The sequence below is a fragment of the Billgrantia antri genome, from assembly GCF_017868935.1.
Classification (GTDB): Bacteria; Pseudomonadota; Gammaproteobacteria; order Pseudomonadales; family Halomonadaceae; genus Halomonas; species Halomonas antri.
Map to the genome: position 1 here is coordinate 3607064 of NZ_CP053383.1, position 25599 is coordinate 3632662.

At 64.4% G+C, this 25599-nt stretch carries 23 protein-coding genes and 1 pseudogene; 6 read left to right on the forward strand and 18 right to left on the reverse strand.

The window, feature by feature from the left end; genetic code table 11:
• Positions 1–194: 194 nt before the first annotated feature.
• Positions 195–425: a DUF2798 domain-containing protein gene (locus HNO53_RS16690; protein ID WP_209473715.1), complete on the reverse strand. Its 231-nt coding sequence runs from the start codon at positions 423–425 to the stop codon at positions 195–197.
• A 153-nt stretch (positions 426–578) separates the two neighbouring features.
• Here HNO53_RS16690 and HNO53_RS16695 point away from each other — a divergent pair, with 153 nt between their 5' ends.
• Positions 579–1094 carry a macro domain-containing protein gene (locus HNO53_RS16695; RefSeq protein ID WP_209473716.1) on the forward strand — a complete coding sequence of 172 codons (516 nt, stop codon included), beginning with the start codon at positions 579–581 and terminating at the stop codon, positions 1092–1094.
• Here the strand turns inward: HNO53_RS16695 and HNO53_RS16700 are convergent.
• The 3 genes from HNO53_RS16700 to HNO53_RS16710 form a co-directional block, all read right to left on the reverse strand.
• Positions 1082–2386 carry a TRAP transporter large permease gene (locus tag HNO53_RS16700; protein ID WP_209473717.1) on the reverse strand — a complete coding sequence of 435 codons (1305 nt, stop codon included), beginning with the start codon at positions 2384–2386 and terminating at the stop codon, positions 1082–1084. The two genes, HNO53_RS16695 and HNO53_RS16700, sit on opposite strands and share 13 nt — an antisense overlap.
• Positions 2376–2855, reverse strand: coding sequence for a TRAP transporter small permease (locus HNO53_RS16705; RefSeq protein WP_209473718.1), 480 nt, complete (start codon positions 2853–2855; stop codon positions 2376–2378). Before HNO53_RS16705 ends, HNO53_RS16700 begins: the two co-directional genes overlap by 11 nt.
• Before the next feature lie 70 nt (positions 2856–2925).
• Complete coding sequence (locus HNO53_RS16710; protein ID WP_209473719.1) at positions 2926–3936, reverse strand: DctP family TRAP transporter solute-binding subunit; 1011 nt, start codon at positions 3934–3936, stop codon at positions 2926–2928.
• 191 nt (positions 3937–4127) lie between these two features.
• On the opposite strand from HNO53_RS16710, the gene HNO53_RS16715 reads away from it, so the two are divergent.
• Positions 4128–4985, forward strand: coding sequence for a DMT family transporter (locus HNO53_RS16715; protein WP_209473720.1), 858 nt, complete (start codon positions 4128–4130; stop codon positions 4983–4985).
• Here HNO53_RS16715 and HNO53_RS16720 read toward each other — a convergent pair.
• The 10 genes and pseudogenes from HNO53_RS16720 to puuE form a co-directional block, all read right to left on the reverse strand.
• Positions 4974–5480, reverse strand: coding sequence for a DUF192 domain-containing protein (locus tag HNO53_RS16720; protein WP_209473721.1), 507 nt, complete (start codon positions 5478–5480; stop codon positions 4974–4976). The two genes, HNO53_RS16715 and HNO53_RS16720, sit on opposite strands and share 12 nt — an antisense overlap.
• A gap of 4 nt (positions 5481–5484) precedes the next feature.
• Positions 5485–6234: a GntR family transcriptional regulator gene (locus HNO53_RS16725; protein ID WP_209473722.1), complete on the reverse strand. Its 750-nt coding sequence runs from the start codon at positions 6232–6234 to the stop codon at positions 5485–5487.
• 105 nt (positions 6235–6339) lie between these two features.
• Positions 6340–7828: pseudogene (gene pyk, locus HNO53_RS16730) on the reverse strand (pyruvate kinase).
• Complete coding sequence (locus tag HNO53_RS16735; protein WP_209473723.1) at positions 7825–9129, reverse strand: glycerate kinase type-2 family protein; 1305 nt, start codon at positions 9127–9129, stop codon at positions 7825–7827. Before HNO53_RS16735 ends, pyk begins: the two are co-directional and overlap by 4 nt.
• Before the next feature lie 221 nt (positions 9130–9350).
• Positions 9351–10235, reverse strand: a complete 885-nt coding sequence (locus HNO53_RS16740; protein ID WP_209473724.1) for a 2-hydroxy-3-oxopropionate reductase — start codon at positions 10233–10235, stop codon at positions 9351–9353.
• A 229-nt stretch (positions 10236–10464) separates the two neighbouring features.
• On the reverse strand, positions 10465–11238 hold the full coding sequence (gene hyi / locus HNO53_RS16745) for a hydroxypyruvate isomerase (RefSeq protein WP_209473725.1): 774 nt from the start codon (positions 11236–11238) through the stop codon (positions 10465–10467).
• Positions 11239–11317: 79 nt separating this feature from the next.
• Positions 11318–13093 carry a glyoxylate carboligase gene (gene gcl / locus HNO53_RS16750; protein ID WP_209473726.1) on the reverse strand — a complete coding sequence of 592 codons (1776 nt, stop codon included), beginning with the start codon at positions 13091–13093 and terminating at the stop codon, positions 11318–11320.
• 174 nt (positions 13094–13267) lie between these two features.
• Entirely contained in the window at positions 13268–13753 is a 486-nt protein-coding gene (locus tag HNO53_RS16755; RefSeq protein WP_209473727.1) for an ureidoglycolate lyase, read from the reverse strand.
• 202 nt (positions 13754–13955) lie between these two features.
• Positions 13956–14789, reverse strand: a complete 834-nt coding sequence (locus HNO53_RS16760; RefSeq protein WP_209473728.1) for a bifunctional allantoicase/(S)-ureidoglycine aminohydrolase — start codon at positions 14787–14789, stop codon at positions 13956–13958.
• Positions 14790–14969: 180 nt separating this feature from the next.
• The gene (gene puuE / locus HNO53_RS16765; protein WP_209473729.1) at positions 14970–15902 is read right to left on the reverse strand and encodes an allantoinase PuuE; all 933 of its coding nucleotides are present in this window, start codon (positions 15900–15902) and stop codon (positions 14970–14972) included.
• Between the two features lie 571 nt (positions 15903–16473).
• On the opposite strand from puuE, the gene HNO53_RS16770 reads away from it, so the two are divergent.
• From HNO53_RS16770 to HNO53_RS16780, 3 genes are all read left to right on the forward strand, one after another.
• Positions 16474–17220 carry an aspartate/glutamate racemase family protein gene (locus tag HNO53_RS16770; protein ID WP_209473730.1) on the forward strand — a complete coding sequence of 249 codons (747 nt, stop codon included), beginning with the start codon at positions 16474–16476 and terminating at the stop codon, positions 17218–17220.
• 119 nt (positions 17221–17339) lie between these two features.
• Complete coding sequence (locus HNO53_RS16775; RefSeq protein ID WP_240549010.1) at positions 17340–18716, forward strand: NCS1 family transporter; 1377 nt, start codon at positions 17340–17342, stop codon at positions 18714–18716.
• Positions 18717–18791: 75 nt separating this feature from the next.
• Entirely contained in the window at positions 18792–20249 is a 1458-nt protein-coding gene (locus tag HNO53_RS16780; RefSeq protein ID WP_209473731.1) for an NCS1 family nucleobase:cation symporter-1, read from the forward strand.
• Positions 20250–20385: 136 nt separating this feature from the next.
• Here the strand turns inward: HNO53_RS16780 and HNO53_RS16785 are convergent, their stop codons facing one another.
• The 3 genes from HNO53_RS16785 to uraH all read right to left on the reverse strand — a co-directional run bounded on the left by HNO53_RS16785 (position 20386) and on the right by uraH (position 22890).
• Complete coding sequence (locus HNO53_RS16785; RefSeq protein WP_209473732.1) at positions 20386–21132, reverse strand: GntR family transcriptional regulator; 747 nt, start codon at positions 21130–21132, stop codon at positions 20386–20388.
• A 122-nt stretch (positions 21133–21254) separates the two neighbouring features.
• A complete protein-coding gene (locus HNO53_RS16790) occupies positions 21255–22457 on the reverse strand; it encodes a urate hydroxylase PuuD (protein WP_209473733.1) in 1203 nt (400 codons plus the stop codon).
• A 79-nt stretch (positions 22458–22536) separates the two neighbouring features.
• A complete protein-coding gene (gene uraH / locus HNO53_RS16795) occupies positions 22537–22890 on the reverse strand; it encodes a hydroxyisourate hydrolase (RefSeq protein WP_209473734.1) in 354 nt (117 codons plus the stop codon).
• A 192-nt stretch (positions 22891–23082) separates the two neighbouring features.
• Here uraH and uraD point away from each other — a divergent pair, with 192 nt between their 5' ends.
• Entirely contained in the window at positions 23083–23607 is a 525-nt protein-coding gene (gene uraD / locus HNO53_RS16800) for a 2-oxo-4-hydroxy-4-carboxy-5-ureidoimidazoline decarboxylase (RefSeq protein WP_209473735.1), read from the forward strand.
• Between the two features lie 130 nt (positions 23608–23737).
• On the opposite strand, the gene HNO53_RS16805 is transcribed toward uraD, so the two are convergent.
• Complete coding sequence (locus HNO53_RS16805; protein ID WP_209473736.1) at positions 23738–25402, reverse strand: methyl-accepting chemotaxis protein; 1665 nt, start codon at positions 25400–25402, stop codon at positions 23738–23740.
• Positions 25403–25599: the final 197 nt, after the last annotated feature.

The window sequence follows — 25599 nt, forward strand, 5'->3', positions numbered from 1 at the left end:
AGGCCATGGCCGGCAACCCTGCATTGCGGCGCAGCAACGCCGACACGCCAAGCGGGAGTCGGCGAGCCGTGGCTTATCGGGGGGGAGCACATTGGTACCGCCTAGACAGGCGAGTTGCAAGTTTTCGCAGCCTTTTGCAACGAATGTCGCGAAAAATAGCAAAAAACGTTACGCAGCGTCTCGTCCGGCCTCGTCTAGTCCTTACGCACCAGACGCCCCACCAGCCGCTGGAGGCGCGGCGCGCCGAGCAGGATAAGGGCAAAGGCTATCGGCCAGGCGATATAAAAGGCGCGCCACCAGCGTGCAAGAAACTCAGCATCGAGTCCGGTATTGACCCACGTGATGACGAAAGTCATCAGCGTCACCATGTAGATCGACATGAGCAGTGCAAAAGTCAGCGGCGCGTAGCGCGGAGCAATCGACATCGTTCGCCTCCGTCACAAGATTAATATAACCATATAACCGTATTAACATCGCTCAAATACGGCACGATGCCGCAGCTTCTCGCATGGCCACGCGCCTTAGACATCGGCGCTTCATACCGCCACACTCAAGGTTCAGGCAAGAGGAGACCGCCCATGACAGGCCAACTAGAGTGCCGCCAGGGAGATATCGCCCGGCAGTCCGACATGGATGCCGTGGTCAATGCCGCCAACGCCGAACTGCGCCCCGGCGGGGGCGTGGCCGGCGCCCTGCACCGGATGGCCGGGCCGGAGCTGGAGCAGGCCTGCCGCCCACTGGCGCCGATCGTACCGGGCCAGGCGGTGCTCACCGAGGCCTTCGGCCTGCCCAACCGCTACGTCATCCACTGCCTGGGACCGGTATACGGCCGCGACACACCGGAAGCGGAACTGCTCGCCGCCTGCTATCGCAACGCACTCGAGCTGGCCGAACGCCATGGGCTAGCCAGCGTTGCCTTCCCGGCCCTGTCGGCTGGCGCCTTCGGCTACCCCCTCGAGGAAGCGGCCCGGATCGCCCTCGCCACGGTTCGCGAGACGCTGCCGCGCTGCCCAGGCATTGAAAAGGTGCGCTTCGTGCTGTTCGATGCCAGCAGCACTCAGGTTTTCCAGCGCATCCTGGATCAGACGTTGTAGCCGAGTGTCCTCGGCAACCACAGCGCTATCTCCGGAAAGATCGCCACCAGCGCCAGGGCACTGGCCATGGCCAGTACGAACAGCAGTGCCCAGCCCAGGGTCTGCTCCAGACGAATCCTGGCAATTTCGGTGGTTACCATCAGGTTGACTGCCACCGGCGGGGTAAACTGGCCGATGGCGATGTTCATCGCCAGAAGAATGCCGAACCACACCGGGTTCCAGCCGAAGTGCTGCATCACGGGAATGAGGATCGGCATCATGATCAGATAGATCGAGATGGCATCAAGCAGCATCCCCGCCAGTAGCACCGCCAGCATGACCAGAATCAGCAGCAACGCGCCGTTGTCTGACAGGCCGATGACCCACTCCGCCAGGTGGCGGAAGGTGCCGAGCATGGTGCCGGCCCAGGCGAAGATGCCGGCCAGGGCGATGATCAGCATCACCACGCCGGAGATGACCGCCGCCTCGCCGAGCAGATTCCACAGATCGCGCAAGCCGATCTCACGGGTCAGCAACAGCCCCACCAGGGCGCCGTAGGCTACCGCTACCACGGCCGCCTCGGTCGGCGTGAACAGACCCGAGCGCAGCCCGCCGAGGATCAGCACCGGAGCGAACAGCGCCGGTAGCGCCTGCTTGAAGGTCTCGCCCACTGCGAGGCGTTCAGCCCTCTCCCCGGGCGTGCCGCCCTCCCAGCCGTAGCGCCGGGAGACCAGCAGCGCCGGTACCAGTAATGCCAAGCCAGCCAGCACGCCAGGGAAGAGCCCGGCAGCGAATAAGGCCCGCAGGTCGACCCCAGGCACCACGATGGAGTAGAGAATCAACGCCACCGAGGGCGGGATCAGGATCGCCGTGGAGGCGGAAGCGGCGATCAGCGTGGCCGAAAAAGGCCTGGGGTAGCCCGCCTTGGTCATGCTCGGCAGCATCACCATGGCCACCGCGGCGGCATCCGCCGGACCGGAGCCGCTCATGCCGCCCATGATCATGCACACCAGTACCGCCACCAAGGCCAGGCCACCGTGACGGGGACCGATCAGCGCCTGGGCGAAGCGCACCAGGCGCAGCGCCACCCCGGCTCGCTCGAAGATCAGGCCGGTGAGAATGAACAGCGGGATGGCAATCAACGGGTACTTGGCAATGCTGTTGTAGGTATTGGTACCGAGCGTGGCCAGCATTGCCGGCGAGAGTCCCGAGAGGATGCCCACCGCACCGGCCAGCGCCAGCGAAAAAGCCACCGGCACACCGGCGACAAGCAGCACGGCGAAGGCCAGAATCATCCACAGGTCAGGGTTCATCGTCGAGCCTCCCGCGCAGGCGGTCGACGGTCTGCTGTACCAGCCGAACCAACATCGCCGTCGTCAACAGTGGCAGCCACGCCAAGTACCACCACTGGGGCAGACCGAGTCCCGGCGACAGCGATTCCCACTGGTACTCCTGCCAGGTCAACTTGGCGCCGTACCAGATGATCAAGCCCAGCACGACGGCGGTACACAAGCCCTGAAACAGGATCAGCACCCGGCGCGGCACGTCCGGCAGCGCACGCTCGAGCATCCCGATGCGGATATGGCCGTTTCGCCGCAGCGCTACCGAAGCGCCGGTGAAGGTCAACACCACCAGCAGAAACACCGAGAACTCCTCGGTAAAGGCCAGCGAGCCACCGGTCACGTAGCGCGTCACGACATTGCCCAGGCTGATCAGCGAAATGATCGCCAGCGCCAGTGCGCCCAGCCAGCGCTCCGGCCTGGCGTCGGGGGAGAATTTCATCGCAGCCTCGCGGTCACAGGCCCGGCGTCGTGAAAGACGCCGGGATCAGGCTTGTTGTACCACTAGGGTCTCAGCGCGACTCGATGGCCTCACGCGCGGCATCGACCAGTTCCTCGCCGATACGCGGGGTCCACTTTTCGTGCACGCTCTGGGTCGCGTTGACGAACGCCTGATGCTGCTCCTCGGTTAGCTCGGTGACCTCCACGCCGCGCTCTTGAATGGCGGCCAGACGCTCGCTCTCCTGCTCACGGGTCATGGCAATCTCCCACTCCCCCGCCTCGACGGCGGTCTCGCGCAGGATCGTGCGCTCCTCCTCCGAAAGCGTCTCCCAAACCTGTTGATTGACGGCGAAGACCAGTGGATCGTTCATGTAGTTCCACAGCGTCAGGTATTGCTGGCCGACCTGGTCGATACGCGCCACGTCGAACACCGAGAGCGGATTCTCCTGGCCATCCACGGCACCGGTGGTCAGCGCCGGCTTGGCATCGGCCCAGCTCATCTGGGTCGGGTCGGCACCGAGCGCGGTGAAGGTATCCTGGAACAGCGGCGAGCCGACCACGCGAATCTTCAGGCCATCGAGGTCAGCGGGCTCGTCGATCGGCCCGCGGGAGTTGGAGAGCTGGCGGAAGCCGTTCTCGCCCCAGGCTAGCGGGATTACACCGCGCGACTCGATAGCTTCGAAGAGCATTTCACCGGACGCACCGCTGGTCACGGCGTCCACGGCCGCTTCATCAGGCATGAAGAACGGCAGCGAGAAGAGATTGAGTTCGGGTACCTGGGGAGACCAGTTGATGGTCGAGCCCACGGCCATGTCGATCAGCCCCGAACGCATGGCCGAGAACTCCCGTGTCTGGTCACCGGCGACAAGCTGCGAGTTGGGGTAGACACGTAGGGTGAGCTCTCCGCCGGTACGTTCCTCCACCAGTTCGGCCCACTTCTCCGCCGCTTGGCCCCAGGGGAACGCATCGGAGAGCACGGTGGAGACAGAGAGTTCACGCGCCTGGGCGGAGAGAGCAGCGGTCAGCACGGCGGCACCGGCAACGGCCGCGGCGATACGGGAGATACGGCTTGCTGATTTCATGGCGTGTCCTTGCGACTGAGGCCGGCTGCGATATCACCGGCCATGATTATCGTTCTGGCGGGCAGCGACGAATGTAACATCGCGACTCGACATTCTACGATGTCGCGCGTTGAATGGTAGCCCGTTAACGATATTGGCCGACGACGGGCACAAGACGCCACCCGGCCGAGCCAACGACATGAGGAACCACCGTGCCGCTGCGCGACCTGCTGCTTGGCCTAGCGATCGTGGCGATCTGGGCCCTGAACATCATCGTCATCAAGCTGGGCGTCGCCGAGCTGCCGCCGCTGCTGCTGACGACCCTGCGCTTCATCCTGGTCGCCATCCTGCTGGTGCCCTTTCATCCCGTGGCGCGCCACCAGCTGCCCTTCCTCGTGCTGATCTCGGCGACCTTCGGCACCCTGCACTTCGCCCTGCTTTTCATCGGCCTGGGACAGGCGGAGGCCGGCACCGGGGCACTGCTGGTGCAGATGGGCACCCCCTTTGCCACCCTGCTGGCGGTCATCTTCCTAGGCGAAAGACTGAGCGCCAAACGGCTGGTCGGCCTCGCGCTGTCGTTCGGCGGGGTGGTGGTACTCGCCGGTGGCCCCAGCCTGCCTTCGCCGTTGCCCATGGCACTGCTGCTGCTCAGCGCTTTCGGCTGGGCGGTCTCGCAGTTGCTGATCAAGAAAGGACCCAATCTCGCCCCCATGGCACTGGCGGGCTGGACGGCACTGTTCGCCGTGCCCCAGGTGGCGCTCGGCTCCTGGTGGTTCGAGCAGGACCAGGTGGGCGCCCTGTTCACGGCCGGCTGGTTCGGCTGGGGCGCGGTGTTCTATACCGCGGTGATGTCGTCGATCGTCGCCTATGGGATGTGGTACGGCCTGCTGCGCCGTCATCCGGTGAGTCGACTGGCGCCACTGAGCCTGCTGGTGCCGGCGGGCGCCGTGGTGCTTGGCATCGTACTGCTGGATGAGACCCTCAATGCGCACATCGCCGTTGGTGGGGCCATGGTCATCGCCGGAGTGGGGTTGATCGTGATTCGCTTCCGCGCGCTGCTAGGGCGTTGAGCGGCAACCGCCCTGTCGCCCGGACCAGACGATGCAGGCCCCCTCCTCGATCCCACGCGCCTCGAAGTAGCCTGCATTGACCTCCAGAGCGGCATGATAGTCGGCGCCGGCCACGGTGACCGGGCAATCATAGGGGTTGCTCGAGGTACAGGGCTGCATGGTGTGCACGGCGACGACAATTCCCTCGGCGTCGAGGAAGGCGATGTCCAGCGCAATACGGGTGCGGTACATCCAGAAACCTGCCTGTGCTGACTGGGGCTCATCGTAGAGGAACAGCATGCCGCCATCCTCGGCGAGATGGTCCCGATCCATCAGCCCCCTGCGCCGTTCGGCTGCCGTACGTGCCAGCTCTACCTCCAACCGGTAGCTCTCATCCTCAACATGGATGACCAGTGGGGCACGCGGAAGCGCTGACGACACGTCGGCCCAGACCGGCGATTGCCAGGCCAGCAGCATCGTCAGCCCGACGACAGAAAGCATGCGCTTGGCAAGCATGACGTCACCCCCTGCTCAGGCTCATCCGGGCTCCCTCACCCTGCCCGAGGATCGCCATCAGGTCGATACGCGTCTCACGGATGGACAGGTCGAGCAATCCCTCGAGTGCCTGAAGATGCTCGTGGATGCTGCGCCTTGCGGCCTCGGCATCACCGCTGCGCAAATGGGCAAGCAGCGCCGGATGATCCTCGGCCAGGTAGCAGCTGGCGAGTCCCGCGCGCTTGTACAGGGCAATGACGATGGAAGTGCGCAGGATCAGGTCGGTGAGCATGGCGCCGAGCACGCGATTGGGTGAGTGCTCGGCGAGCAGATGATGGATGGCCAGCGAATGCTCGATGCGCGCCGGTTCGGCACCACGAGCATGGGCCTCGGCCTCACGTTCGACCAGCAGGGCGATCTCCTCCAGCAGCGTCGGAGTACTCCCCCCGGCCAGCAGTGCCGCCACCTCGCCTTCCACCAGGCGGCGGGCGGCGAAGGTCTCGCGGGTCTCTTCGATGCTGGGCGCGCGCACCCGGGCCACCTGATTGGGCTGCTGGCTGACGACATGGTCGGCAGCCAGCCGGGTCAGCGCCTTGCGCACCACCGAGCGGCTGACGCCGAAGATCTCGCCCAGCGCCACTTCCGGCAGGCGTGTACCCGGCGGCAGGCGCTGGGTCAACACGGCAGCACGCACCTTGTCGACAATGAAACGATCGCTGATCCGTCTCCCGGCGCGTGTCTCGGCGGCGATCTCATCCTGCCAGGTCGTGCTCATGGGTCACCCTCGTCTCCCTCGTTCATGAGCTTACCTTCGCACGTTTCGCCTATCCTGGCCACACGAAAGCCAACCTTATGTATACAAAAATTCAGGTCCCGAAACTCAGGTCTCGGCGTGCCTCTCGGAGACGTCGAGTATCTTCAAGGTATTGGTACCACCGTGGGCGTTCATGTGATCGCCCCGGGTCAGGATGACATGATCCCCCGGTTCGGCAATGCCCTTCTCCACCAGCAGCGCCAGCGCCCCGGTCGTTGAGCTCGCCGGCCGCCATCGCGCTGGTGTCGAACGGCAGCGAGACCACCCCGCGGTAGAGCGCCATGCGCCGCTGGGCGATGGGGCTGTGGGCGAGCCCGACGATCGGTAGCCCGGAGCGGATGCGCGAGGCGATCAGCGGGGTGTAGCCGGTCGAGGTCATGCAGGCGATGGCGGCCACGCCGGTGAGGTGGTTGGCGGCGTACATGGCGGAGAGCGCAATGGTCTCGTCGATGCGCGAGAAGCCCTCGTGGATGCGGTGGCCCGACTCCTGGGCGACGCGTTCGCGCTCGGCGCCGAGACACACCCGCTGCATCGCGTCCAGGGTCTCCACCGGGTAGTCGCCGGCGGCGGTCTCGGCCGAGAGCATCACCGCGTCGGTGCCGTCGAGCACGGCGTTGGCGACGTCGAACACCTCGGCACGGGTGGGCAGCGGCGAGGTAATCATCGACTCCATCATCTGGGTCGCGGTGATCACCGCGCGGTTGAGCGTGCGGGCGCGCTTGATGATGCGCTTCTGCATGCCGATCAGCTTCTCGTCGCCGATCTCCACGCCGAGGTCACCGCGCGCCACCATCACCGCCTCGCTGGCCTCGATGATGCCGTTGAGCGTGGCGTCGTCGGCCACCGCCTCGGCGCGCTCGAGCTTGGCCACCAGGCCGATCTCGCGGCCCGCCTCGCCGAGCAGGCGCCGCGCCTCGTGCATGTCCTCGGCCGAGCGCGGGAAGGAGACGGCCAGGTAGTCGACGCCGATCTCGATGGCGGTCTCGAGGTCGGCCTTGTCCTTGTCGGTGAGCGCCGGGGCCGAGAGCCCGCCGCCCTGCTTGTTGATGCCCTTGTTGTTGGAGAGCTTGCCGCCGGTGACCACGGTGGTGTGCACCTGGGCACCCTCGACGCGTTCGACCTCGAGCACCAGGCGGCCGTCGTCGAGCAGCAGGCGGTCGCCGGCGGCGACGTCGTCGGCCAGCTGGGTGTACTCGCAGCCGACGCGGCTGGCGTCGCCGGCCTCGGTGTCCATGCCCATGTCGAGGACGAAGGGCTGGCCCTCTTCGAGCACCACCGCGCCGTCGCGGAAGCGGGCGATGCGGATCTTGGGCCCCTGCAGGTCGCCCAGGGCGGCGACGCTGCGTCCCAGGCGGTCGGCGATCTGGCGCACGGCGATCAGCCGGCGGCGGTGGTCGGCGGCGCTGCCGTGGGAGAAGTTGAGGCGCACCACGTCGACGCCGGCGCGGATCATCGCCTCCAGCACGCCCTCGCGATCGCTGGCCGGCCCCAGGGTGGCGACGATCTTGGTGCGGCGAATGGGTTCGTGAATCGGGGCATGGGGCGGAAGCGTCATGGAGTCCTCGGCAAGACCAGGATGGCACGGAAGTCGTTGACATTGGTGCGGGTCGGCCCGGTGACGATCAGCCGATCCAGCGCCTGAAAGAAAGTATACGCATCGTTGCGTGACAGGTAAGCGGCGGGATCGAGGCCCTGCGCCTTGGCGCGGGTCCAGTCGTCAGGCGAGAACAGCGCGCCGGCGTTGTCCTCGGAGCCGTCGATGCCGTCGGTGTCGATGGCCAGGGCATGAATGCCTGGAGCACCTTGCAGCGCTTCGAACAGCCCCAACAGGTACTCGACATTGCGCCCGCCACGCCCGTCACCACGAACGGTGACGCTGGTCTCGCCGCCGGACAGGATCAGCAGTGGCGAAGCGATCTCATCGCGCGCCTCGAGTGCCATGCGCGCCTGGTCCCGCCCCAGTTCACGGGCCTCGCCCTCCAGGTCGTCGCCCAGCACACGTACCAGCACGCCTGCCTCCTCCGCCGCGTTCCTGGCGGCTTCCAGGGCGTCGCGGGCTCGCGCCAGGGTTACGCTGTCATCACGCTCAAACGCCTTGTCTTCGGGCGAGAGAGCAGAGCGATCCCGCTCGAGATGCTGGCGTACATGAGCAGGTATCGCTATTGCGTAGCGCTCGAGTACCGCCAAGGCATCGGCCGGAGTCGAACGATCCGGCAGGGTCGGCCCCGAGGCGATCTGGGTGGCCACATCGCCGGGGATGTCGGAAATCAGCCAGGTCACCACCTGGGCGGGATGTGCCGCCGCCGCCAGGCGACCGCCCTTGATCGCCGAAAGGTGGCGACGCACCGTGTTCATCTGCCCGATCGGCGCTCCGCAGCGCAGCAGCTCGCGGTTGATGGCCTGCTTGTCGGCAAGCGAAATGCCCTCGGCCGGCAGTGTCATCAGCGCCGAACCGCCGCCGGAGATCAGCGCGATCACGCGGTCGTCCTCGCCCAGGTCCGTGACTGCCTCGAGCATGCGACGGGCCGCCTTTTCGCCCAGATCGTCAGGCATCGGGTGAGAGGCCTCCAGTACCTCGATCACGTCGCAGTCGGCACCATGGCCATAGCGCGTGACCACCAGTCCGGTGAGCGGTGCGTTGGGACAGCGCGACTGCCAGGCGCGCTCCAGCGCCGCGGCCATGGAAGCGGCCGCCTTGCCGGCCCCCACCACCACGGTACGCCCCGGAGGCGGATCGGGCAGCAGGTCAGCGACCAGGGAATCGGGATGTACGGCGGTCACGGCCACGTCGGCGAGCCGGCGCAGCCAGTCCGCCACGTCCCATTCAGGATCGAAGGATGGGAGTACAGAAGTCATTCTTGGCACACCTCGCAGGGCGACAGGCTTCGACGTTAACAGCCGGAAGGGGCAGAAAAAAGCCCGACGGCGGGCGGGGTCCAGCCGGGGATCCCGCCGCCGGGTAAAGCCGCACAGGGTACGGCCGGTTGGCGAGCGCCGAACCGACGCCCGCCGGAGGGAAATTTGGCCTACCGTCTGCGCGACTGGCGGACCGAATAGCACCTCCTCGTTGATGACTGTCAGCTACCTACCTCATGGCCGGCCAGCGACTCCAGCGCGCGCAGGATACCGGCGTGATCCCACTCCTCTCCGCCATGCGCGGCACAGGCCTGGAACAGCTGCTGGGCATTGGCGGTACCGGGCAGCGCCAGGTTGAGGCTGCGTGCCCCTTCCAGCGCCAGGTTGAGATCCTTCTGGTGCAGCTTGATCTTGAAGCCCGGGTCGAAGGTGCGTTTGATCATGCGCTCACCGTGCACGTCGAGGATCTTCGACTGGGCCAGGCCGCCGAGCAGAGACTCGCGCACCTTGGCCACGTCGGCGCCCGCCTTCGAGGCGAACAGCAGGCCCTCGGCCACCGCCTCGATGGTGAGTGCCACCACGATCTGGTTGGCCACCTTGCAGGTCTGGCCGGCACCGTGGCCGCCGATGTGCGTGATGGTCTTGCCCATCACCTCGAGGAGCGGCTTGGCACGGGAAAAGCCCTCTTCGGTAGCCCCGACCATGATCGTCAGCGCCGCGTTGATGGCGCCGCCCTCGCCGCCGGAAACCGGCGCATCGACGTATTCGCCGCCGGCCTCATGGATGCGCTTGGCGAAGCCCTGGGTGGCGATGGGAGCGATGGAGCTCATGTCGATCACCAGGGTGCCGGGCTTGAGCCCTTCGCTGACGCCGCCCTCGCCGAACAGCACCTGCTCGACGTCGGGGGTATCCGGCACCATGGTGATGACCACCTCGGCCTGCTCGGCCACGGCACGGGGACTGTCGAGTTCGGTCATGCCCTTCTCGGCCAGGGTGGCATCCAGCGTGCCGCGCTTGACGGTGATGAGTTCGTGGCCGGCATCCAGCAGATGCCCCGCCATGGGACGGCCCATGATGCCGAGGCCAATGAAACCGATCTTGCTCATGATGGTTCTCCTTTCCGCTTGTCTTTGTCGTTTCAAACTACCCGACGGCTGTTGCAGACATCGTCGCCACTCGGGGCTGAGCCGTCGTCGGGCGGAAGGGGACCGGTCGAAGAGGAGGTCTTTTGCCATGGATGGCAAAAGTAGCACCCAGGTATGGGTTCACAGCGCCTCCTCGCAGACCGGTCGCCGACGCCTCGCGCCCTGCTCCGTTGCCTGCTCCCGCTAGCCTCTATGACCGATCGAGCCAACCCAGCCCCTCTTTCGTTGTCGTGGCCGGCTTGTACTCGCAGCCGATCCAGCCGTCGTAGCCCAACCGGTCGAGGTGGGCGAACAGGAACGGGTAGTTGATCTCGCCGGTGCCCGGCTCGTGGCGCCCCGGGTTGTCGGCCAGCTGCACGTGGGCGATGTGCTCCAGGTGCTTCTCGATGGTCGGCGCCAGGTCGCCCTCCATGATCTGCATATGGTAGATGTCGTACTGCAGCTTGAGGTTATTGCTGCCCACCTCGTCGAAGATCGCCAGGGCCTGCTCGGTGCGGTTGAGGAAGAACCCGGGAATGTCGCGAGTATTGATCGGCTCTGCGAGCAGCAGGATGCCGGCGGCTTCGAGCTTCTCCGCAGCGTAGCGCAGGTTCTCCACCAGGGTGCGCCGCGCTTGCTCCAGGCTCACCCCCTGCGGCTGGATGCCGGCCAGGCAGTTGACCTGCTTGCAGCCGAGCGCGGTGGCGTAGTCGATGGCCTTCTCCACACCGGCACGAAACTCCTCGACGCGATCCGGGTGGCAGGCGATGCCGCGCTCGCCGGCCCCCCAGTCGCCCGCCGGCAGGTTGTGCAGCACCTGGGTAAGGCCGTGCTCGTCGAGACGCGCCTTGATCTCGGTGGCGGGGTAATCGTAGGGAAAGAGATATTCCACCCCCTTGAAGCCCGCCTCGGCGGCGGCCTTGAAGCGGTCGAGGAAATCCTCCTCGGTGAACAGCATGCTGAGGTTGGCGGCAAACTTGGGCATGTTGGGTCTCCCTCTATTTGTGTTGTCGAGTATGGAACGTTGCCGCGTCACCGTCCCCACGATGACGCAGCGCAAGGCGTCAGGTGAGCGCCGCGATCGAGGTCGGCGCATCCTCGCGGTTCTCGGCCAGCGCCTCGAATTCGTTGACGCCGTCGAGGTCGGTGCCCATGGCGATGTTGGTCACCCGCTCAAGAATCACCTCGACCACCACCGGTACCCGGTGCTCGGCCTTAAGCCGCTTGGCCTCCTCCAGCGCCGGGGCGATTTCCTCGGGCCGGGTGACGCGCAGCGCCTTGCAGCCCAGCCCCTCCGCCACCGAGACGTGATCGACGCCGTACTCGTTGATCTCGGGGCAGTTGATGTTCTCGAACGAGAGCTGCACGCAGTAGTCCATTTCGAAGCCGCGCTGGGCCTGACGGATCAACCCCAGGTAGGAGTTGTTTACCAGCACGTGGATATAGGGCAGCTTGAACTGGGCGCCGGCGGCGAGCTCCTCGACCATGAACTGGAAGTCGTAGTCGCCGGAAAGCGCCACCACCTCGGCGTCCGGGTCGGCCTTGCACACGCCCAGCGCGGCGGGAATGGTCCAGCCCAGCGGACCAGCCTGACCGCAGTTGATCCAGTGGCGCGGCTTGTAGACGTGCAGGAACTGGGCGCCGGCGATCTGCGACAGGCCGATGGTGCTGACGTAGCGGGTGTTCTTGCCGAACACCTTGTTCATCTCCTCGTAGACCCGCTGCGGCTTCACCGGCACGTCATCGAAGTGGGTCTTGCGCAGCAGGGTGCGCTTGCGCTCCTGGCAGGACTCGGCCCAGGCGCTGCGATTCTTGAGCGTGCCTGCCGCCTTGCGCTCGCGGGCCACCTCGACGAACAGCTCGAGAGCTGCCTTGGCGTCGGACACGATGCCGTAGTCGGGGCCGAAGATGCGACCGATCTGGGTCGGCTCGATGTCGACGTGGACGAACTTGCGCCCCTTGGTATAGGTCTCGAGGTTACCGGTATGGCGGTTGGCCCAGCGGTTACCGATACCCATCACGAAGTCGGACTCGAGCAGCGTGGCGTTACCGTAGCGATGTGAGGTCTGCAGTCCCACCATGCCGGCCATCAACGGATGGTCGTCGGCGATGCTGCCCCAACCCATCAGGGTGGGGATGACCGGCACGCCGGTAAGCTCGGCGAACTCGACCAGCAGTTCGCTGGCATCGGCATTGATGATGCCACCTCCGGCAACCAGCAGCGGACGCTCGGCTTCGTCGAGCATGGCCATGGCCTTCTCCACCTGGGCCCGTGAGGCGCAGGGCTTGTAGGCCGGCAGCGGCTCGTAGGTGTCCGGGTCGAACTCGATCTCACTCATCTGCACGTCGATAGGCAGGTCGATCAGCACCGGGCCCGGGCGCGAGCTGCGCATCAGTTGGAAAGCCTGCTGGAAGGCGCGCGGCACCTGGGCCGGCTCCAGTACGGTCACCGCCCACTTGGTCACCGGCCCGGCGATGGCCTGGATGTCGACGGCCTGGAAGTCCTCCTTGTGCAGCTTGGCACGCGGCGCCTGGCCGGTGATGCACAGGATCGGGATGGAATCCGCGCTGGCCGAGTAGAGCCCGGTGATCATGTCGGTGCCGGCGGGGCCCGACGTGCCGATGCACACCCCGATATTACCGGCCTGGGTACGGGTATATCCCTCAGCCATGTGCGATGCCCCCTCGACGTGGCGGGCCAGCACATGGTCGACGCCACCGACCTTGCGCAGGGCAGCGTAGAACGGGTTGATGGCGGCACCGGGCACGCCGAAGGCAACGTCGATACCCTCCTTGCGGAGCACGTGAACGGCGGCCTCTGCTGCTGTCATTCGAGCCATGACGGTTCCTCCCGTGAGTGGCGATCGGATTGTTTTTGGAAAATATTTCTGTATTACGAGATTAGGAGCCGACACGCACCGCGTCAATATTTTCTGGAAAATATTTTTATAAAACCAATAAGGCACAAAAAACCCAGGCCAAAACAGCAACCTGGGCAATTCTAGACCGAAAGCTTAGAGCGTGACGCGTATCGCCAGCGGGTACTCGTCGCAGTTATTGCCCTCGCCGCCGCGATCGACGACCAGGAACTCCCCTTCGCGCTCCAGCACCGATTGGATGGCGTGCCAGGTACCGGCGCGGTAGTTGACGCCCTGGCGCCCGTCGGTGACGAAGGCGCGAACCTCGGCCGGGTCGATGGTCTCGCCGGGTGGCGCCACCACGATCACGAAGCGTTCCTCGTGCAGCGGCATGAAGGCCTGGCTGCCTTGGGGGTGGCGCTCGAGGAAATCGAGCTCCAGCGGGATCGAGACCGGCTGGCTGACGAAGATGCTGATCAGCGCCCTCGCCTGCTCGCCCAGGGTCTCGACCCTGGCCAGGTCGTGGTAGCGCCGGGTACGCCCGGCGTTGATGTGAAAGTAGTCCGCCGTGCGCGTATCGATGACGTCGCCGAAGGGCGCGAAGGCCTCCGGCGTCAGCGGCTCGGCTTTGAGATCCAGCATGTCAGCCTCTCGTTTTTTCGGCAGTCGCCCATATCGCCGGGGCTGTTCCGGCGGCAGGCCTGCGAGGAGGCGCTGTGAACCCATCCCTGGGCGCTACTTTTGCCATCCCTGGCAAAAGACCTCCTCTTCGGCCTGCCCCCGGCGCCCCTCACGTCGCTGAGATTCGGAAAACTCGGTGATACTAATGCAAGTCCGCTACGCCTTAGCGAGCACCAAGCCGCAGCGCCGCGTGGCGGTTCACGTCCTTATAGAGCAGATAACGGAACGGCCCCGGCCCCCCGGCATAGCACGCCTGCGGGCAGAAGGCGCGCAGCCACATGAAGTCGCCGGCCTCGACCTCGACCCAGTCCTGATTGAGATGGTAGACCGCCTTGCCCTCGAGCACGTAGAGGCCGTGCTCCATGACGTGGGTCTCGTCGAAGGGGATCACCCCGCCGGGCTGGAAGGTGACGATGTTGACGTGCATGTCGTGGCGCACGTCGGCCGGATCGACGAAGCGGGTGGTGGCCCAGCGTCCCTCGGTATCGGGCATCTCGTTGGGCGCGATGTCGTTCTCGTTGGTGACGAACGCCTCGGGTACCTCGATGCCCTCGACGTACTCATAGGCTTTGCGCACCCAGTGGAAACGTACCGGCGCATCCGACTCGTTACGCAGCTGCCAGTGGCAGCCCGGCGGCAGGAAGGCGTAGCCGCCCGGGCTCATCTCATGGCGCTCGCCTGCGATGGTCAGGATCATCTCGCCTTCGACCACGAACAGCACGCCTTCGGCGGCGGGGTCGAGCTCGGGACGCTCGCTGCCGCCACCCGGGCCCACTTCCATGATGTACTGCGAGAAGGTCTCGGCGAAGCCGGAGAGCGGACGCGCCAGCACCCACAGCCGGGTCTCCTCCCAGAACGGCAGGTTGCTGGTGACGATGTCGCGCATCACGCCCTTGGGAATGAAGGCGTAGGCTTCGGTGAACACTGCCCGGTCGGAGAGCAGCTGGGTCTGGGGCGGATGACCGCCGTGGGGGGCATAATAGGTGCGTTGGCTCATGAAAGTTCCTTAACGATGAAGTTGGCCAACCTTGTGGCACTCGGGGCTACCCCGGCGACAGACCTTTGAGGAGGCGCTGTGAACCCGTCCCTGGGCGCTACCTTCGCCATCCATGGCGAAGGACCTCCTCTCCGGCCTGCCCCGGCGCCCCGCCTCAAGCAGTCCTGTCGGGATGCGGCGTTATCGACCCGGCGCCGGATGGTGCTCCATCCAGTGCCTGGCGATATCCACTCGGCGTGTCACCCACACCCGGTCGTGGGCCTCGATATGGTCGAGGAAGCGCTGCAGGGCGCGGAAGCGGCCGGGGCGACCGAGCAGCCGACAGTGCATGCCCACCGAGAGCATCTTGGGTGACTCCTCGCCCTCCGCGTAGAGCACGTCGAAGGCGTCACGCAGGTAGGTGAAGAAGTGGTCGGCGGTATTGAAGCCCTGCGGCGCGGCGAAGCGCATGTCGTTGCTGTCCAGAGTGTAGGGAACGATCAGGTGGTCATGCTCGTTGCCCTGACTGTCCGCGGCACGGGTCCAGAACGGCAGGTCGTCGCCGTAGTTATCGCTGTCGTAGAGGAAGCCGCCCTCATCGAGTACCAGCCGGCGGGTATTGGGGCTGTCGCGTCCGGTGTACCACCCCTGCGGCTTCTCGCCGTAGAGACGCTGGAAGATCTCCATGGCGTGCTGCAGATGCTCGCGCTCGACGTGCTCCGGCACCTCCTGGTAATGGATCCAGCGGTAGCCGTGGCAAGCGATCTCGTGGCCCAGCTCCTTGAAGGCGTGGGCGACCTCGGGATGGCGCTCCAGCGCCATGGCCACCCCGAACACCGTCAGCGGCAGGCCACGACGCTCGAATTCCCGCAGGATGCGCCACACGCCCGCACGCGAGCCGTATTCGTAGATCGATTCCATGCTCAAGTGGCGGTCGGGAAAAGCCGGCGCGCCAATGATCTCGGAGAGGAACTGCTCGGAGCCGGCATCACCATGCAGGACGCAGTTCTCCCCACCCTCTTCATAGTTGAGCACGAACTGGACGGCGACCTTGGCTCGCCCCGGCCAGTTGGCATGAGGCGGATTGCGGCCATAGCCGATGAGATCACGGGGGTAGTCAGGGCCAACGCTCATGAGCACTTCCTCTTGTTTTTGCTGCTGTTGCGCGGCTCGGCATCGCTCTCAGCAGCCTCTCGCAACACCTAATGTATACAATAAATAAGATAGACTGTATCCCACGTAGCTGCAACCAAGCGCCGACTGTTCGTATGGTCTTTCACAGCACTTGGGTCACGCCTGCAAGATGCGCTCGCTTCTCCTTGTGCAGGCGATGGTAGAACGCACTCGCACTTTGTATACAAAAAATACCCCCACTTGCAACTGTGCTTCAAGTCCAGCTGCCCCCTGACTCTCATTCTCGCTTTCTTGCGGCTCAGACCGGGCAGGAGCGCACAGAAAATCCAACAAATTGTATACATTTGCATAGATAAATAGTCGCCACTCAATCCTTTATTATCGCAACTTCGACCTAAGTCTAGGTACAAGAAACCTCCCCCATCAAGAAAAATAAATCCTAAGTTATTGAATAAAATTGATTTTTTCAGGATCAGCCAGATGGAACGAAGTACTTGCGCCCGGTGCTTGCAGCGCCTATTTTGTGTACAAAGAGATTTTTTATTGTTCACATGAAGACTTCGGAGTTCGCATGCGCCTACGCATCATCAATCCCAACACCACGGTCGCCATGACCCGAAAGATCGGTGAAGCGGCACGGCGCGTTGCCGCCGCCGATACCACCATCGTGGCGACACAGCCGGCGGACGGCCCGGTGTCGATCGAGAGCCACTTCGACGAGGCCATCAGCGCGGTTGGCGTGGCGGAAGAAGTGCTGGCCGGAGAAAGGGATAGCACCGATGCCTACGTGATTGCCTGTTTCGGTGACCCGGGCCTGCTGGCGGCGCGCGAGCTGACCCGCGCCCCGGTAATCGGTATCGCCGAAGCGGCTTTCCACGCCGCCACCCTGATCAGCACGCGGTTCTCGGTGGTGACCACCCTCTCGCGCACCGGCATCATCGCCGAGCACCTGCTGGAGCAGTACGGGTTTCGCCACCATTGTCGCCGTGTCCGCGCCGCGGAGATTCCCGTGCTGGACCTTGAGGAGAACGGTTCGGCGGCGCTTTCGCGCATCGTCGAGGAGTGCCGCCGGGCGCGCGACGAGGATGGCATCGGCGCCATCGTGTTGGGTTGCGGCGGCATGGCCGACCTGACCGACACCATTTCGCGCGAGGTCGGCCTGCCGGTGATCGAGGGCGTCACGGCCGCGGTCAAGCTGGCCGAGGCCCTCGTCGGCCTGGGACTCGGCACCAGCAAGCATGGCGACCTGGCGTTCCCGCGCCCCAAACCCTTCACAGGTCGCTTCGAGAGGTACTCGAACCTGACGCCGGAACACTGAGATTCCCTGACCAACAACGACATTCATAACAACATGCCTTGAGCACGTCTCGCCACAGAGCCCGAGAGCAGCAGCGGGCACAACCACAACACAGAGCAACGACTCGCGAGGACAGACCCATGCAACATACCAACCCACACAGCACGGCGGCCGACCCTGCCTCCTTGGCTGCCTCCGAGCCCGGCGCCTCCAAAGCGCTTGGCGAGGAGTCGCTGGCGCCCCAGAAGACCCGCATCATGGGGCGTACCTCCTACTTCCTGGCATGGTTCGGTGGCTGCGTGTCGATCGGTACGTTCGCCATGGGCTCCAGCGTGGTCGGCACCCTCAACCTGATCCAGGCAACCCTGGCCATCGCCATTGGCTGCTTCGTGATCGGCATCGCGCTGGCGATCAATGGTGCCGCCGGCTACAAGTACGGCATTCCCTTCATGGTGCAGGCACGCAGCGCCTTCGGCTTTGCCGGCACTAGGCTGCCCGGCCTGGTCCGGGCGGTGCCCGCGGTGGTGTGGTACGGCTTTCAGAGCTGGATCGGCGCCGGGGCGCTGAACATGGTCTCGGCGACCCTGTTCGGCTTCGACAACCTGGTGTTCTACTTCATCACCTTCCAGTTCCTGCAGATCGGCCTGTCGGTGATGGGCTTCCAGGGCATCAAGTGGCTGGAGAATATCGGCAGCGCCTTCATTCTCGCCTCGCTGACCTACATGTTCTATGCCACGGTGCAGCGCTACGGTGACGAACTTTCGGCCAGCCTGCTGACCATGGAAGGCTCATGGGGCATGCCGTTCTGGGGCGCCACCATGCTGTTCCTGGGCATCTACAGCACCATGATGCTCAACGTCAGCGACTACTCACGGGAGCACAAGCACGGTACCGGGCCAGGCATCCTGACTACCATCTATGCCATGTCCATTCTTCCCTGCACGCTGTTCATGGGTCTGATTGGCTACATGGTCTCCGAAGCCACCGGCACGGCCGACCCGATCCAGGTGTTCGCCAATGCCGTGGACAACACGCCGCTGCTGATGACCACGCTGCTGTTCATCGCCTTCGCCCAGGTCACTACCAACGTGCTCAACAACGTGGTGCCGCCGACCTATGTGCTGATGGATGTGTTCAAGCTGAAATTCTCCACTTCCACGGTCATCGTCGGCCTGCTGGCCTTCGCCACCTTCCCCTGGAAGCTGGTGCAGCCCGATTCCGCCGCCGGCCTGCAGCTGTTCGTGCAGACCTATTCCGCCTTCCTCGGCCCGATCTTTGCCATCCTGGTGGTCGACTATTATCTGATCCGCCGCCGTACCCTCGATCTAGGCAAGCTCTACGACGAGAACGGCCCCTACCAGGGTGTCAACAAAGCGGCGCTGGTCGCCACCGCTGTGGGCATCGTCGCGGCGTTGTCCTTCTCCGCCGTCTCCTGGTACGCCAGCCTGGTCCCGGCAGGCCTGACCTACTATCTGCTGATGAAGCACTGGGCCCCCTGCCAGCGCTTCCGCCAGTAGTTCCGCGCGCCCCTGCTTCGCCCTCCCGCTCATGGCGGGGGGCGAAGCTGCCTAATAATGACAATGGTGACGACGATGCAAGACAACGAGCTGAACATTCAGAACATCGATCCCACGCTATATAACGAGGACCTGGCCCCGCTGAAACACAAGGATCGCAGCTGGGGCGCCTTCGAGATCTTCAACGTCTGGTCCAACGACATTCAGAGCCTGTTCGGCTACACCCTGGCCGCCTCGCTGTTCCTGACCCATGGGCTCAACGGCTGGGCGGTCATGGCGGCGATCATCCTGGCAGGCTTCATCGTCATGTATCTGGTCAACCTCACCGGCAAGCCCAGCGTGAAGTACGGCATTCCCTTTCCGGTCATGGTCCGTGCCAGCATGGGCGTGCGCGGCGCCAACCTGCCGGCCATGCTGCGCGCCATCATCGGCATCTTCTGGTACGGCGTGCAGACCTACTTCGCCTCCACCGCGGTGGCACTGTTGATTACGGCATTCGTCGGTGCCGGCGATGGCAGCACCTTCCTCGGCCTCTCCGGCGTCGCCTGGGTCTCGTTCGTGATCGTCTGGCTGTTCCAGATCGCGATCTTCTGGTCCGGCATCGAGCGCATCAAGCACTTCCTCAACTGGGCGGGACCGCTGGTCTACGTGGTGATGGTGGCGCTGATGATCGTGGTCTGGTACCAGGCCGGCGACGAGCTGCTGCCCGCCATCGACACCATCTTCAGTGCCGATGGCGAGCGCAGCGGCAGCTCGGTGGCGGCCTTCCTGGCCATCGTCGGCACCATGGTGGCCTACTTCGCCGCGGTGGTGATCAACTTCGGCGACTTCACTCGCTTCGTCAGGACCGAGCGCCAGATGAAGCTCGGCAACCTGCTGGGACTGCCGCTCAATGTGGCCTTCTTCTCCTTCATCGCGCTGATCATTACCGCCGGTACCCTGGTACTTTTCGGCGAGGCACTGACCAACCCTGCGGATATCGTCGAGCGGGTCGATTCGCTGCCGCTGACCATCATCGCTGCGTTGACCTTCTTCGCCGCCACCGTCGGCATCAACCTGGTCGCCAACTTCATTCCGCCGGCCTATGATCTGGCCAATCTGTTCCCCAGCAAGATCAGTTTCAAGGTGGGCGGTCTGCTCACTGCCATCGTGGCCTTCTTCGTCGGTGCGCTGTGGGTCTCGCTGATCAGCCAGATCGGCGTGCCCGGCTTCGTCAATGCGCTTGGCGCCGTCGTGGCCCCCTTCTACGGCATCATCGTGGTGGACTACTATCTGGTAAAGCGTCAGCACCTCGACATGCAGCAGCTGTTCTCCTCCGAGCCGGGCAGCGCCTACTACTACGTGAAGGGTTGGAACTCACGTGCCCTCGCGGCGTTCGGCGGCGCCGCGCTGTTCTCGGTATCCACCGTTGTCGTGCCGGCACTCTCCGGCCTTGGCGGCTACGGCTGGATGATGGGCGCCGCGCTCGGCGGCCTGTTCTATTACGGGCTGATGGCCAGCCATCGCCCCATCACGGCCACTCCCGCGGCCTGACAGGCTCGGCTTCCACACGCCCCGGCGATAGCTGGGGCGCACTACAAACGATAGCCGATGGGGGTAACCGCAACGAGAACCGCCGAAGGCAGAAGCTTCGGCGGTTCTCGTTGCGTATCGAAGGTAGCAGCGCCGCTCAGACGCCGAAGATACGCTGCAGGTCCGGCGTGTCTTCCTCTTCCTCGACGATGGAGAGCGAGGCTTCGATGGCCTTGAGGTGTCGACTCATGAAGGCGGCAGCACGCTCGCCGTTGCCGGCGTCCAGATAACCGATCAGGTCGTCGTGATCATGGGATTCGCAGCCCAGGTGCCCCGAGCTGCCGTAGACAGCGAGAATCAGCGACGAACGTGAACAGAGCTGGCCGACGAAAGACGCCAGGGTGGCATTGCCGGAAAGCTGGGCGATACGTTCGTGGAAGGCGGCGGAAAGCTTGATCGCACGGCTCTGCTCACCCGACTTGAGCGCCTCGCGCTCGCGTCGGGCCATGTCACGCAGTTCGCGCACGTTCTCGGCGGTGATGCGACGAGCCACTTCGGGCATCAGTCCGCATTCCACCATCTGGCGCGCGTCGAAGACATCTTTGGCCTCGTCGGCGGTCGGACGGGTGACGCTGGCTCCGCGCCGCGGCGTCAGGGTGACCAACTGCTCCAGGGCCAGGCGCTGAAGAATCTTGCGAATGCCGGTGCGGCTGATGCCGAACACCTCGGCCAGGGCATCCTCGCGCAGGCGCGCTCCGGGGCGCAGGCGGTGCTCGATGATGGCATCGCTGATCGTGCGATAGATCGCCTCGTGGCGCTCCGCCCCATCGCCGTTCTTGCCCAGGCGCCGAGGCTTGGCCTTGCTCGAATCGCCCGCCTCGGCCAGGCTCTGCCGCTGGTTCATGGTCGCCCTCCTCGCATACCGTCACTGCCAATCATTGTATACGTCTTCCGCCAACTATCGAACCAGAAGCCCCCAGCACCGTCGACAAGCGGGCTGGGGGCCAGCGGATCAGCCAACGCGGTCTACTCCGACCAGGCGGCGATCGCGTCGCGCTCCTCGTCGGTCATTCCGGTCATATTGCCAAGTGGCATGTACTTGCTGGCCACGACCTCCTGGATCTTCTCGCGATGCCCCTCGATCTGCGCCGTGGTGTCGTAGATCACCCCTGCCGGCGCCGAACCGAAGCCCGCCTGGGTCGGGCTGGCCGAATGGCAGGCGACGCAGCGTGACTCGATGATGGCCTCGACCTCAGCCAAACTCGGCCCCTCGCTGCTTGCGGCCCCCTCCGACGCACTGTTGGCCGGCATGCCGATCCAGAAGGCCACGGCGATCAGCGCCGCACCGGCCACCGGGTAAGCGGGCTGGATCTTGCCGGCGTGCATCAGCACGAAGAACTGGCGAATCAGCGCACCGGCGAAGATGAACAGCGACATCAGCACCCAGGCGTATTCGTGGTTGTACACGAAGGAGTAGTGGTTGCTGATCATCAGCAGCACGACCGGCAGGGTGAAGTAGGTGTTGTGCACCGAGCGCTGCTTGCCGCGCTTGCCGTCCAGCGGATTGGGCGCCTCGCCCGCCTTCATGGCCTTCACCATGCGCCGCTGGCCGGGAATGATCCAGAAGAAGACGTTGGCCGACATGGCGGTGGCCATGACGGCACCGGTGAGCAGGAAGGCGGCGCGACCGGAGAACAGGTGCACGCTGAGGTAGGACACCACGACCATCAGCACGGCGACCGCCAGGCTCAGGATCCCGTCGCGATCCATGTTGGGACTGATGCGCTTGCACATCTCGTTGTAGACGACCCAGCCCCCCAGCAGGAATGCCAGCGCCAGCATGTTGGCCTGCCAGCCGCTCAAGTCGGCGGCCCACGCCCAGTCGCTGTTGGGGTTGACCAGGTAGAAGCCCGGGTTGGCCATGTACAGCAGCACGAACAGGGCAAAGCCGGAAAGCCAGGTGGTATAGGCCTTCCAGAACGACCAGTGCAGGTCTTCCGGCAGCTTGGCGGGCGCCGTGGCGTACTTCTGGTTGTGATAGAAGCCGCCGCCATGCACGGCCCACATCTCGCCGAATACGCCCTTGTCGCGATCCTCGGCTGCCTTGGGCTTACGCAGGCCGTTGTCCAGCATCACGAAGTAGATCGACTCGCCGATCCAGGCAATTGCCGCGATGACGTGAAGCCAGCGCAGCATGAAATTGACGAACTCCAGTAGGTAAGCTTGCATCTGAGGGGTCTCGATCGGTGTTGTTGTTCAGTGGCCCGGGGCCAACGCAGCGACTCTCAAGGCGAAGAGATGCCCTTTCCTAGCTGCCGCGGTAGGTGGAATAACCATACGGGGAGAGCAACAGCGGCACATGGTAGTGCTGCGAATCGTCGGCCACGCCAAAGCGCAGCGGGATGACGTCGAGGAAGCGCGGTTCGTCCGCCTGGATGCCCTGCTGGCGCAGGTAGTCACCGGCATGGAAGACCAGTTCGTATTCGCCGGCCTTGAAGTCGTCCCCTTCCAGGATGGGCGCATCGCAGCGGCCATCGTCGTTGGTCGTGACCGTCTTGAGCGGAGTGCGCTGCGCCCCCTCCAGGCGATAGACCTCAATGCGAATGCCATCTCCGGGGCGGCCCTGGGCGGTATCCAATACGTGCGTGGTCAGTCGTCCCATTTCGTTACTCCCATCGTTAGCCCGGTAGCTGCCGGCTCCGGGTCGAGCCAATACCTGGCGGGCTTGAGCCCGCCGCTCTATCATGAAGACAGTTTTAGCTTGTTATATGGTACATTTCAAAGATTTTTTGTATACACTTTGAGTATGACACGCTACGAGCACTCTCTTGCAGCCCGACCAAGGAGGATCACGATGAACGATAAGAAACTGACGCCACGCCCCAGCACGCTCGACCGCGATGACTTCGTCACCAGCTTCGGCGACATCTACGAGCACTCACCCTGGGTGGCGGAACTGACCTGGGAACGCGGCCTGACGGATCAGCACGACACGCCGTCCGGCCTCGCCGATGCCATGGGCACGACGCTGCGCAGCGCCACGCCGGAGCGTCAGCTCGAGGTGATTCGCGCCCACCCCGACCTGGCCGGCAAGGCCGCCATTGCCGGTGAACTGACCGACGACTCCACGCGCGAGCAGGCCGGCGCCGGGCTCGATCAGTGCACCCCCGAGGAAATGGCTCGCTTCGAGCGCCTCAATGCTGCGTACAAGGACAAGTTCGGCTTTCCCTTCGTCATGGCCGTGAAGGGCAGCGACCGGCATGCCATTCTCGCGGCCTTCGTGACCCGCCTGGAAAATTCCCCTGAAGAAGAGCGCCGCACCGCCATCAAGCAGATCAACCGCATCGCCCGCTTCCGGCTCGACGACCGCGCGCGCTGACCCTCACCATGACGCCAAGACCCGTGGGGCTTCACCGCGGGTCGTGGTGTGTACGAAGTACCGCTCGCCAGCCCTCCCGAGCTGCGCCGGTGCTGCCGGACCGTCACAGCGTTAGGTACGAGTCAGCCAATCAACCAGCCGGCTGAGTGGTGAGATCCGGCAGGGCGGCACCGGCGAGGCCATGTGATGATGAGGGGGGAGCCGCATCCCCGTGGTCATGCGCTCGCGACGAATCTTGCTCGCCAAGCCGGAAGCGCTCAACGGCCGTCTGCAGATCGCCAGCCACGCCGCTCAGCTGATTGGCCGCCTCACTGGCCTGCAACACCATGGCGGCATTCTGCTGCGTCGTGTCGTCCATGTCGGACACAGCGCGATTGATCTCGTCGATGCCGGCTTCCTGCTCGCGCGAGGCATGGGCGATCTCTCCCATCAACCGGTTAACCTCGTGGATCGACTGCCGGATGGCCTCCACGGCTTCGCCGGCCTTGTCGGCGCTCGCCGTCCCCGCCCGGGTCTGCTCGACGGAATGCACGATCAGCGATCGAATTTCGGCGGAGGCGTCCGCACTGCGGGTGGCCAATTTCCTCACTTCATTGGCGACGACGGCAAAGCCTCGCCCGTGCTCACCCGCACGTGCCGCCTCGACCGAGGCGTTAAGGGCGAGAATATTGGTTTGGAAGGCGATCTGGTCAATCAGGCCGATGATGTCGGTAATGCGCTCCGCCCCTTCGCGAACCTGATGCATCTGCTCGACGAGACCGGCCACGATACTCCCGCCCTCCTCGGCCTGACCGGCGGCGCGCTCCGCCATCTGGCTCGCATCGGCGGCATTCTGGCTGTTGCTTCTCACCGTCGCCGTAATCTCCTCCATACTCGAGGCGGTCTCGGTCAGCGCAGCGGCCTGGCGCTCGGTGCGCGCCGAGAGGTCGCGATTGGCACTGACGATTCGGGATGCACCGGCATACACCTCGCCACTGCTATCCCGCATCCGTGAGACCGTGTCGCGAAGTGCGGCCTGCATGTCGCCGAGAGCGGAGAGTAGCTTGCCGATCTCGTTACTCCCCCGGCGCTCGACCACTTCGGCCAGGTTACCCTGGGCCATCTGCTGGAAATGTTCGATGACCCGCTCGAGCGGACGGATGAGGTGCTGGGTCACGCCCCAGAAGACGACCACGATCATGACGATCGCACCGATGAAGACGACTATGATGGCCTTGCGCGTGACATCGACCACCCAGCCGAAGTCGCTGGCCCGTGCGGCCCCCTCCGCCTCAGCCGTACGAAAAAACCCTACCGCTGCCTGGTAGAAGTCGTCGTAAGCGGCATAAGCGACATCCCTCGAACGCGCATAATCCTCCCACCTGCCTTCGGCCAGGGCACTTAACTGGGGCTCCACGGCTCTCTCCAGCAACTGGGCAAAGCGATCCTGGACAGGCGTAATGAGCGCATCCTGCCCCGGCTGTCGCGGCAGCGATGTGAACTCCCCGAAGACCTCCGAGGCCATGGCCAAACGCTGCTGCAGGTCGTCTAACGGCTCCCTATCGACCCTCTGCCGGTTCTCCAGGGCCTGCTCATAGTGCCGTGCCATGTCGAGCCGTACGCTCTGCAACATCGAATTGGCACGGTTCAGGGTTGCCTGCTGGTTCACGTTTACCGCCTCGAACGCATCGAAGTTCCGCTGGCTATGAGTAACGGCCCACAGGCCGATGGCACTCAAGGCCACCAGCATCGTCAAGAAACCCAGCAACACCAGGAACCAACTGGCCCGCACCGTCAGGTTGTGTAGTTGTCGCATATCGATAACCCTGTATCCATTTTTTGTATACAACAATCTCTGAAAGCATACCGTACCATGCCTCGCCCAAGAGACCTTTCAACGCTGCACAAGATCGTCAGACTGTGAGAATTGAACAATAATATCAGTTACTTACCATTGAAAAGATCAGCGTTGACAAGCCCATTGAGGCCAATGGTGGCCTCGCACTTCGCCTC

What these genes read in the sequence shown, in the direction of transcription:
- HNO53_RS16690 (WP_209473715.1), bottom strand. Translation starts at nt 425, where the DNA reads ATGTCGATTGCTCCGCGCTACGCGCCGCTGACTTTTGCACTGCTCATG.
- HNO53_RS16695 (WP_209473716.1), top strand. Translation starts at nt 579, where the DNA reads ATGACAGGCCAACTAGAGTGCCGCCAGGGAGATATCGCCCGGCAGTCC.
- HNO53_RS16700 (WP_209473717.1), bottom strand. Translation starts at nt 2,386, where the DNA reads ATGAACCCTGACCTGTGGATGATTCTGGCCTTCGCCGTGCTGCTTGTC.
- HNO53_RS16705 (WP_209473718.1), bottom strand. Translation starts at nt 2,855, where the DNA reads ATGAAATTCTCCCCCGACGCCAGGCCGGAGCGCTGGCTGGGCGCACTG.
- HNO53_RS16710 (WP_209473719.1), bottom strand. Translation starts at nt 3,936, where the DNA reads ATGAAATCAGCAAGCCGTATCTCCCGTATCGCCGCGGCCGTTGCCGGT.
- HNO53_RS16720 (WP_209473721.1), bottom strand. Translation starts at nt 5,480, where the DNA reads ATGCTTGCCAAGCGCATGCTTTCTGTCGTCGGGCTGACGATGCTGCTG.
- HNO53_RS16725 (WP_209473722.1), bottom strand. Translation starts at nt 6,234, where the DNA reads ATGAGCACGACCTGGCAGGATGAGATCGCCGCCGAGACACGCGCCGGG.
- HNO53_RS16735 (WP_209473723.1), bottom strand. Translation starts at nt 9,129, where the DNA reads ATGACTTCTGTACTCCCATCCTTCGATCCTGAATGGGACGTGGCGGAC.
- HNO53_RS16740 (WP_209473724.1), bottom strand. Translation starts at nt 10,235, where the DNA reads ATGAGCAAGATCGGTTTCATTGGCCTCGGCATCATGGGCCGTCCCATG.
- hyi (WP_209473725.1), bottom strand. Translation starts at nt 11,238, where the DNA reads ATGCCCAAGTTTGCCGCCAACCTCAGCATGCTGTTCACCGAGGAGGAT.
- gcl (WP_209473726.1), bottom strand. Translation starts at nt 13,093, where the DNA reads ATGGCTCGAATGACAGCAGCAGAGGCCGCCGTTCACGTGCTCCGCAAG.
- HNO53_RS16755 (WP_209473727.1), bottom strand. Translation starts at nt 13,753, where the DNA reads ATGCTGGATCTCAAAGCCGAGCCGCTGACGCCGGAGGCCTTCGCGCCC.
- HNO53_RS16760 (WP_209473728.1), bottom strand. Translation starts at nt 14,789, where the DNA reads ATGAGCCAACGCACCTATTATGCCCCCCACGGCGGTCATCCGCCCCAG.
- puuE (WP_209473729.1), bottom strand. Translation starts at nt 15,902, where the DNA reads ATGAGCGTTGGCCCTGACTACCCCCGTGATCTCATCGGCTATGGCCGC.
- HNO53_RS16770 (WP_209473730.1), top strand. Translation starts at nt 16,474, where the DNA reads ATGCGCCTACGCATCATCAATCCCAACACCACGGTCGCCATGACCCGA.
- HNO53_RS16775 (WP_240549010.1), top strand. Translation starts at nt 17,340, where the DNA reads ATGCAACATACCAACCCACACAGCACGGCGGCCGACCCTGCCTCCTTG.
- HNO53_RS16780 (WP_209473731.1), top strand. Translation starts at nt 18,792, where the DNA reads ATGCAAGACAACGAGCTGAACATTCAGAACATCGATCCCACGCTATAT.
- HNO53_RS16785 (WP_209473732.1), bottom strand. Translation starts at nt 21,132, where the DNA reads ATGAACCAGCGGCAGAGCCTGGCCGAGGCGGGCGATTCGAGCAAGGCC.
- HNO53_RS16790 (WP_209473733.1), bottom strand. Translation starts at nt 22,457, where the DNA reads ATGCAAGCTTACCTACTGGAGTTCGTCAATTTCATGCTGCGCTGGCTT.
- uraH (WP_209473734.1), bottom strand. Translation starts at nt 22,890, where the DNA reads ATGGGACGACTGACCACGCACGTATTGGATACCGCCCAGGGCCGCCCC.
- uraD (WP_209473735.1), top strand. Translation starts at nt 23,083, where the DNA reads ATGAACGATAAGAAACTGACGCCACGCCCCAGCACGCTCGACCGCGAT.
- HNO53_RS16805 (WP_209473736.1), bottom strand. Translation starts at nt 25,402, where the DNA reads ATGCGACAACTACACAACCTGACGGTGCGGGCCAGTTGGTTCCTGGTG.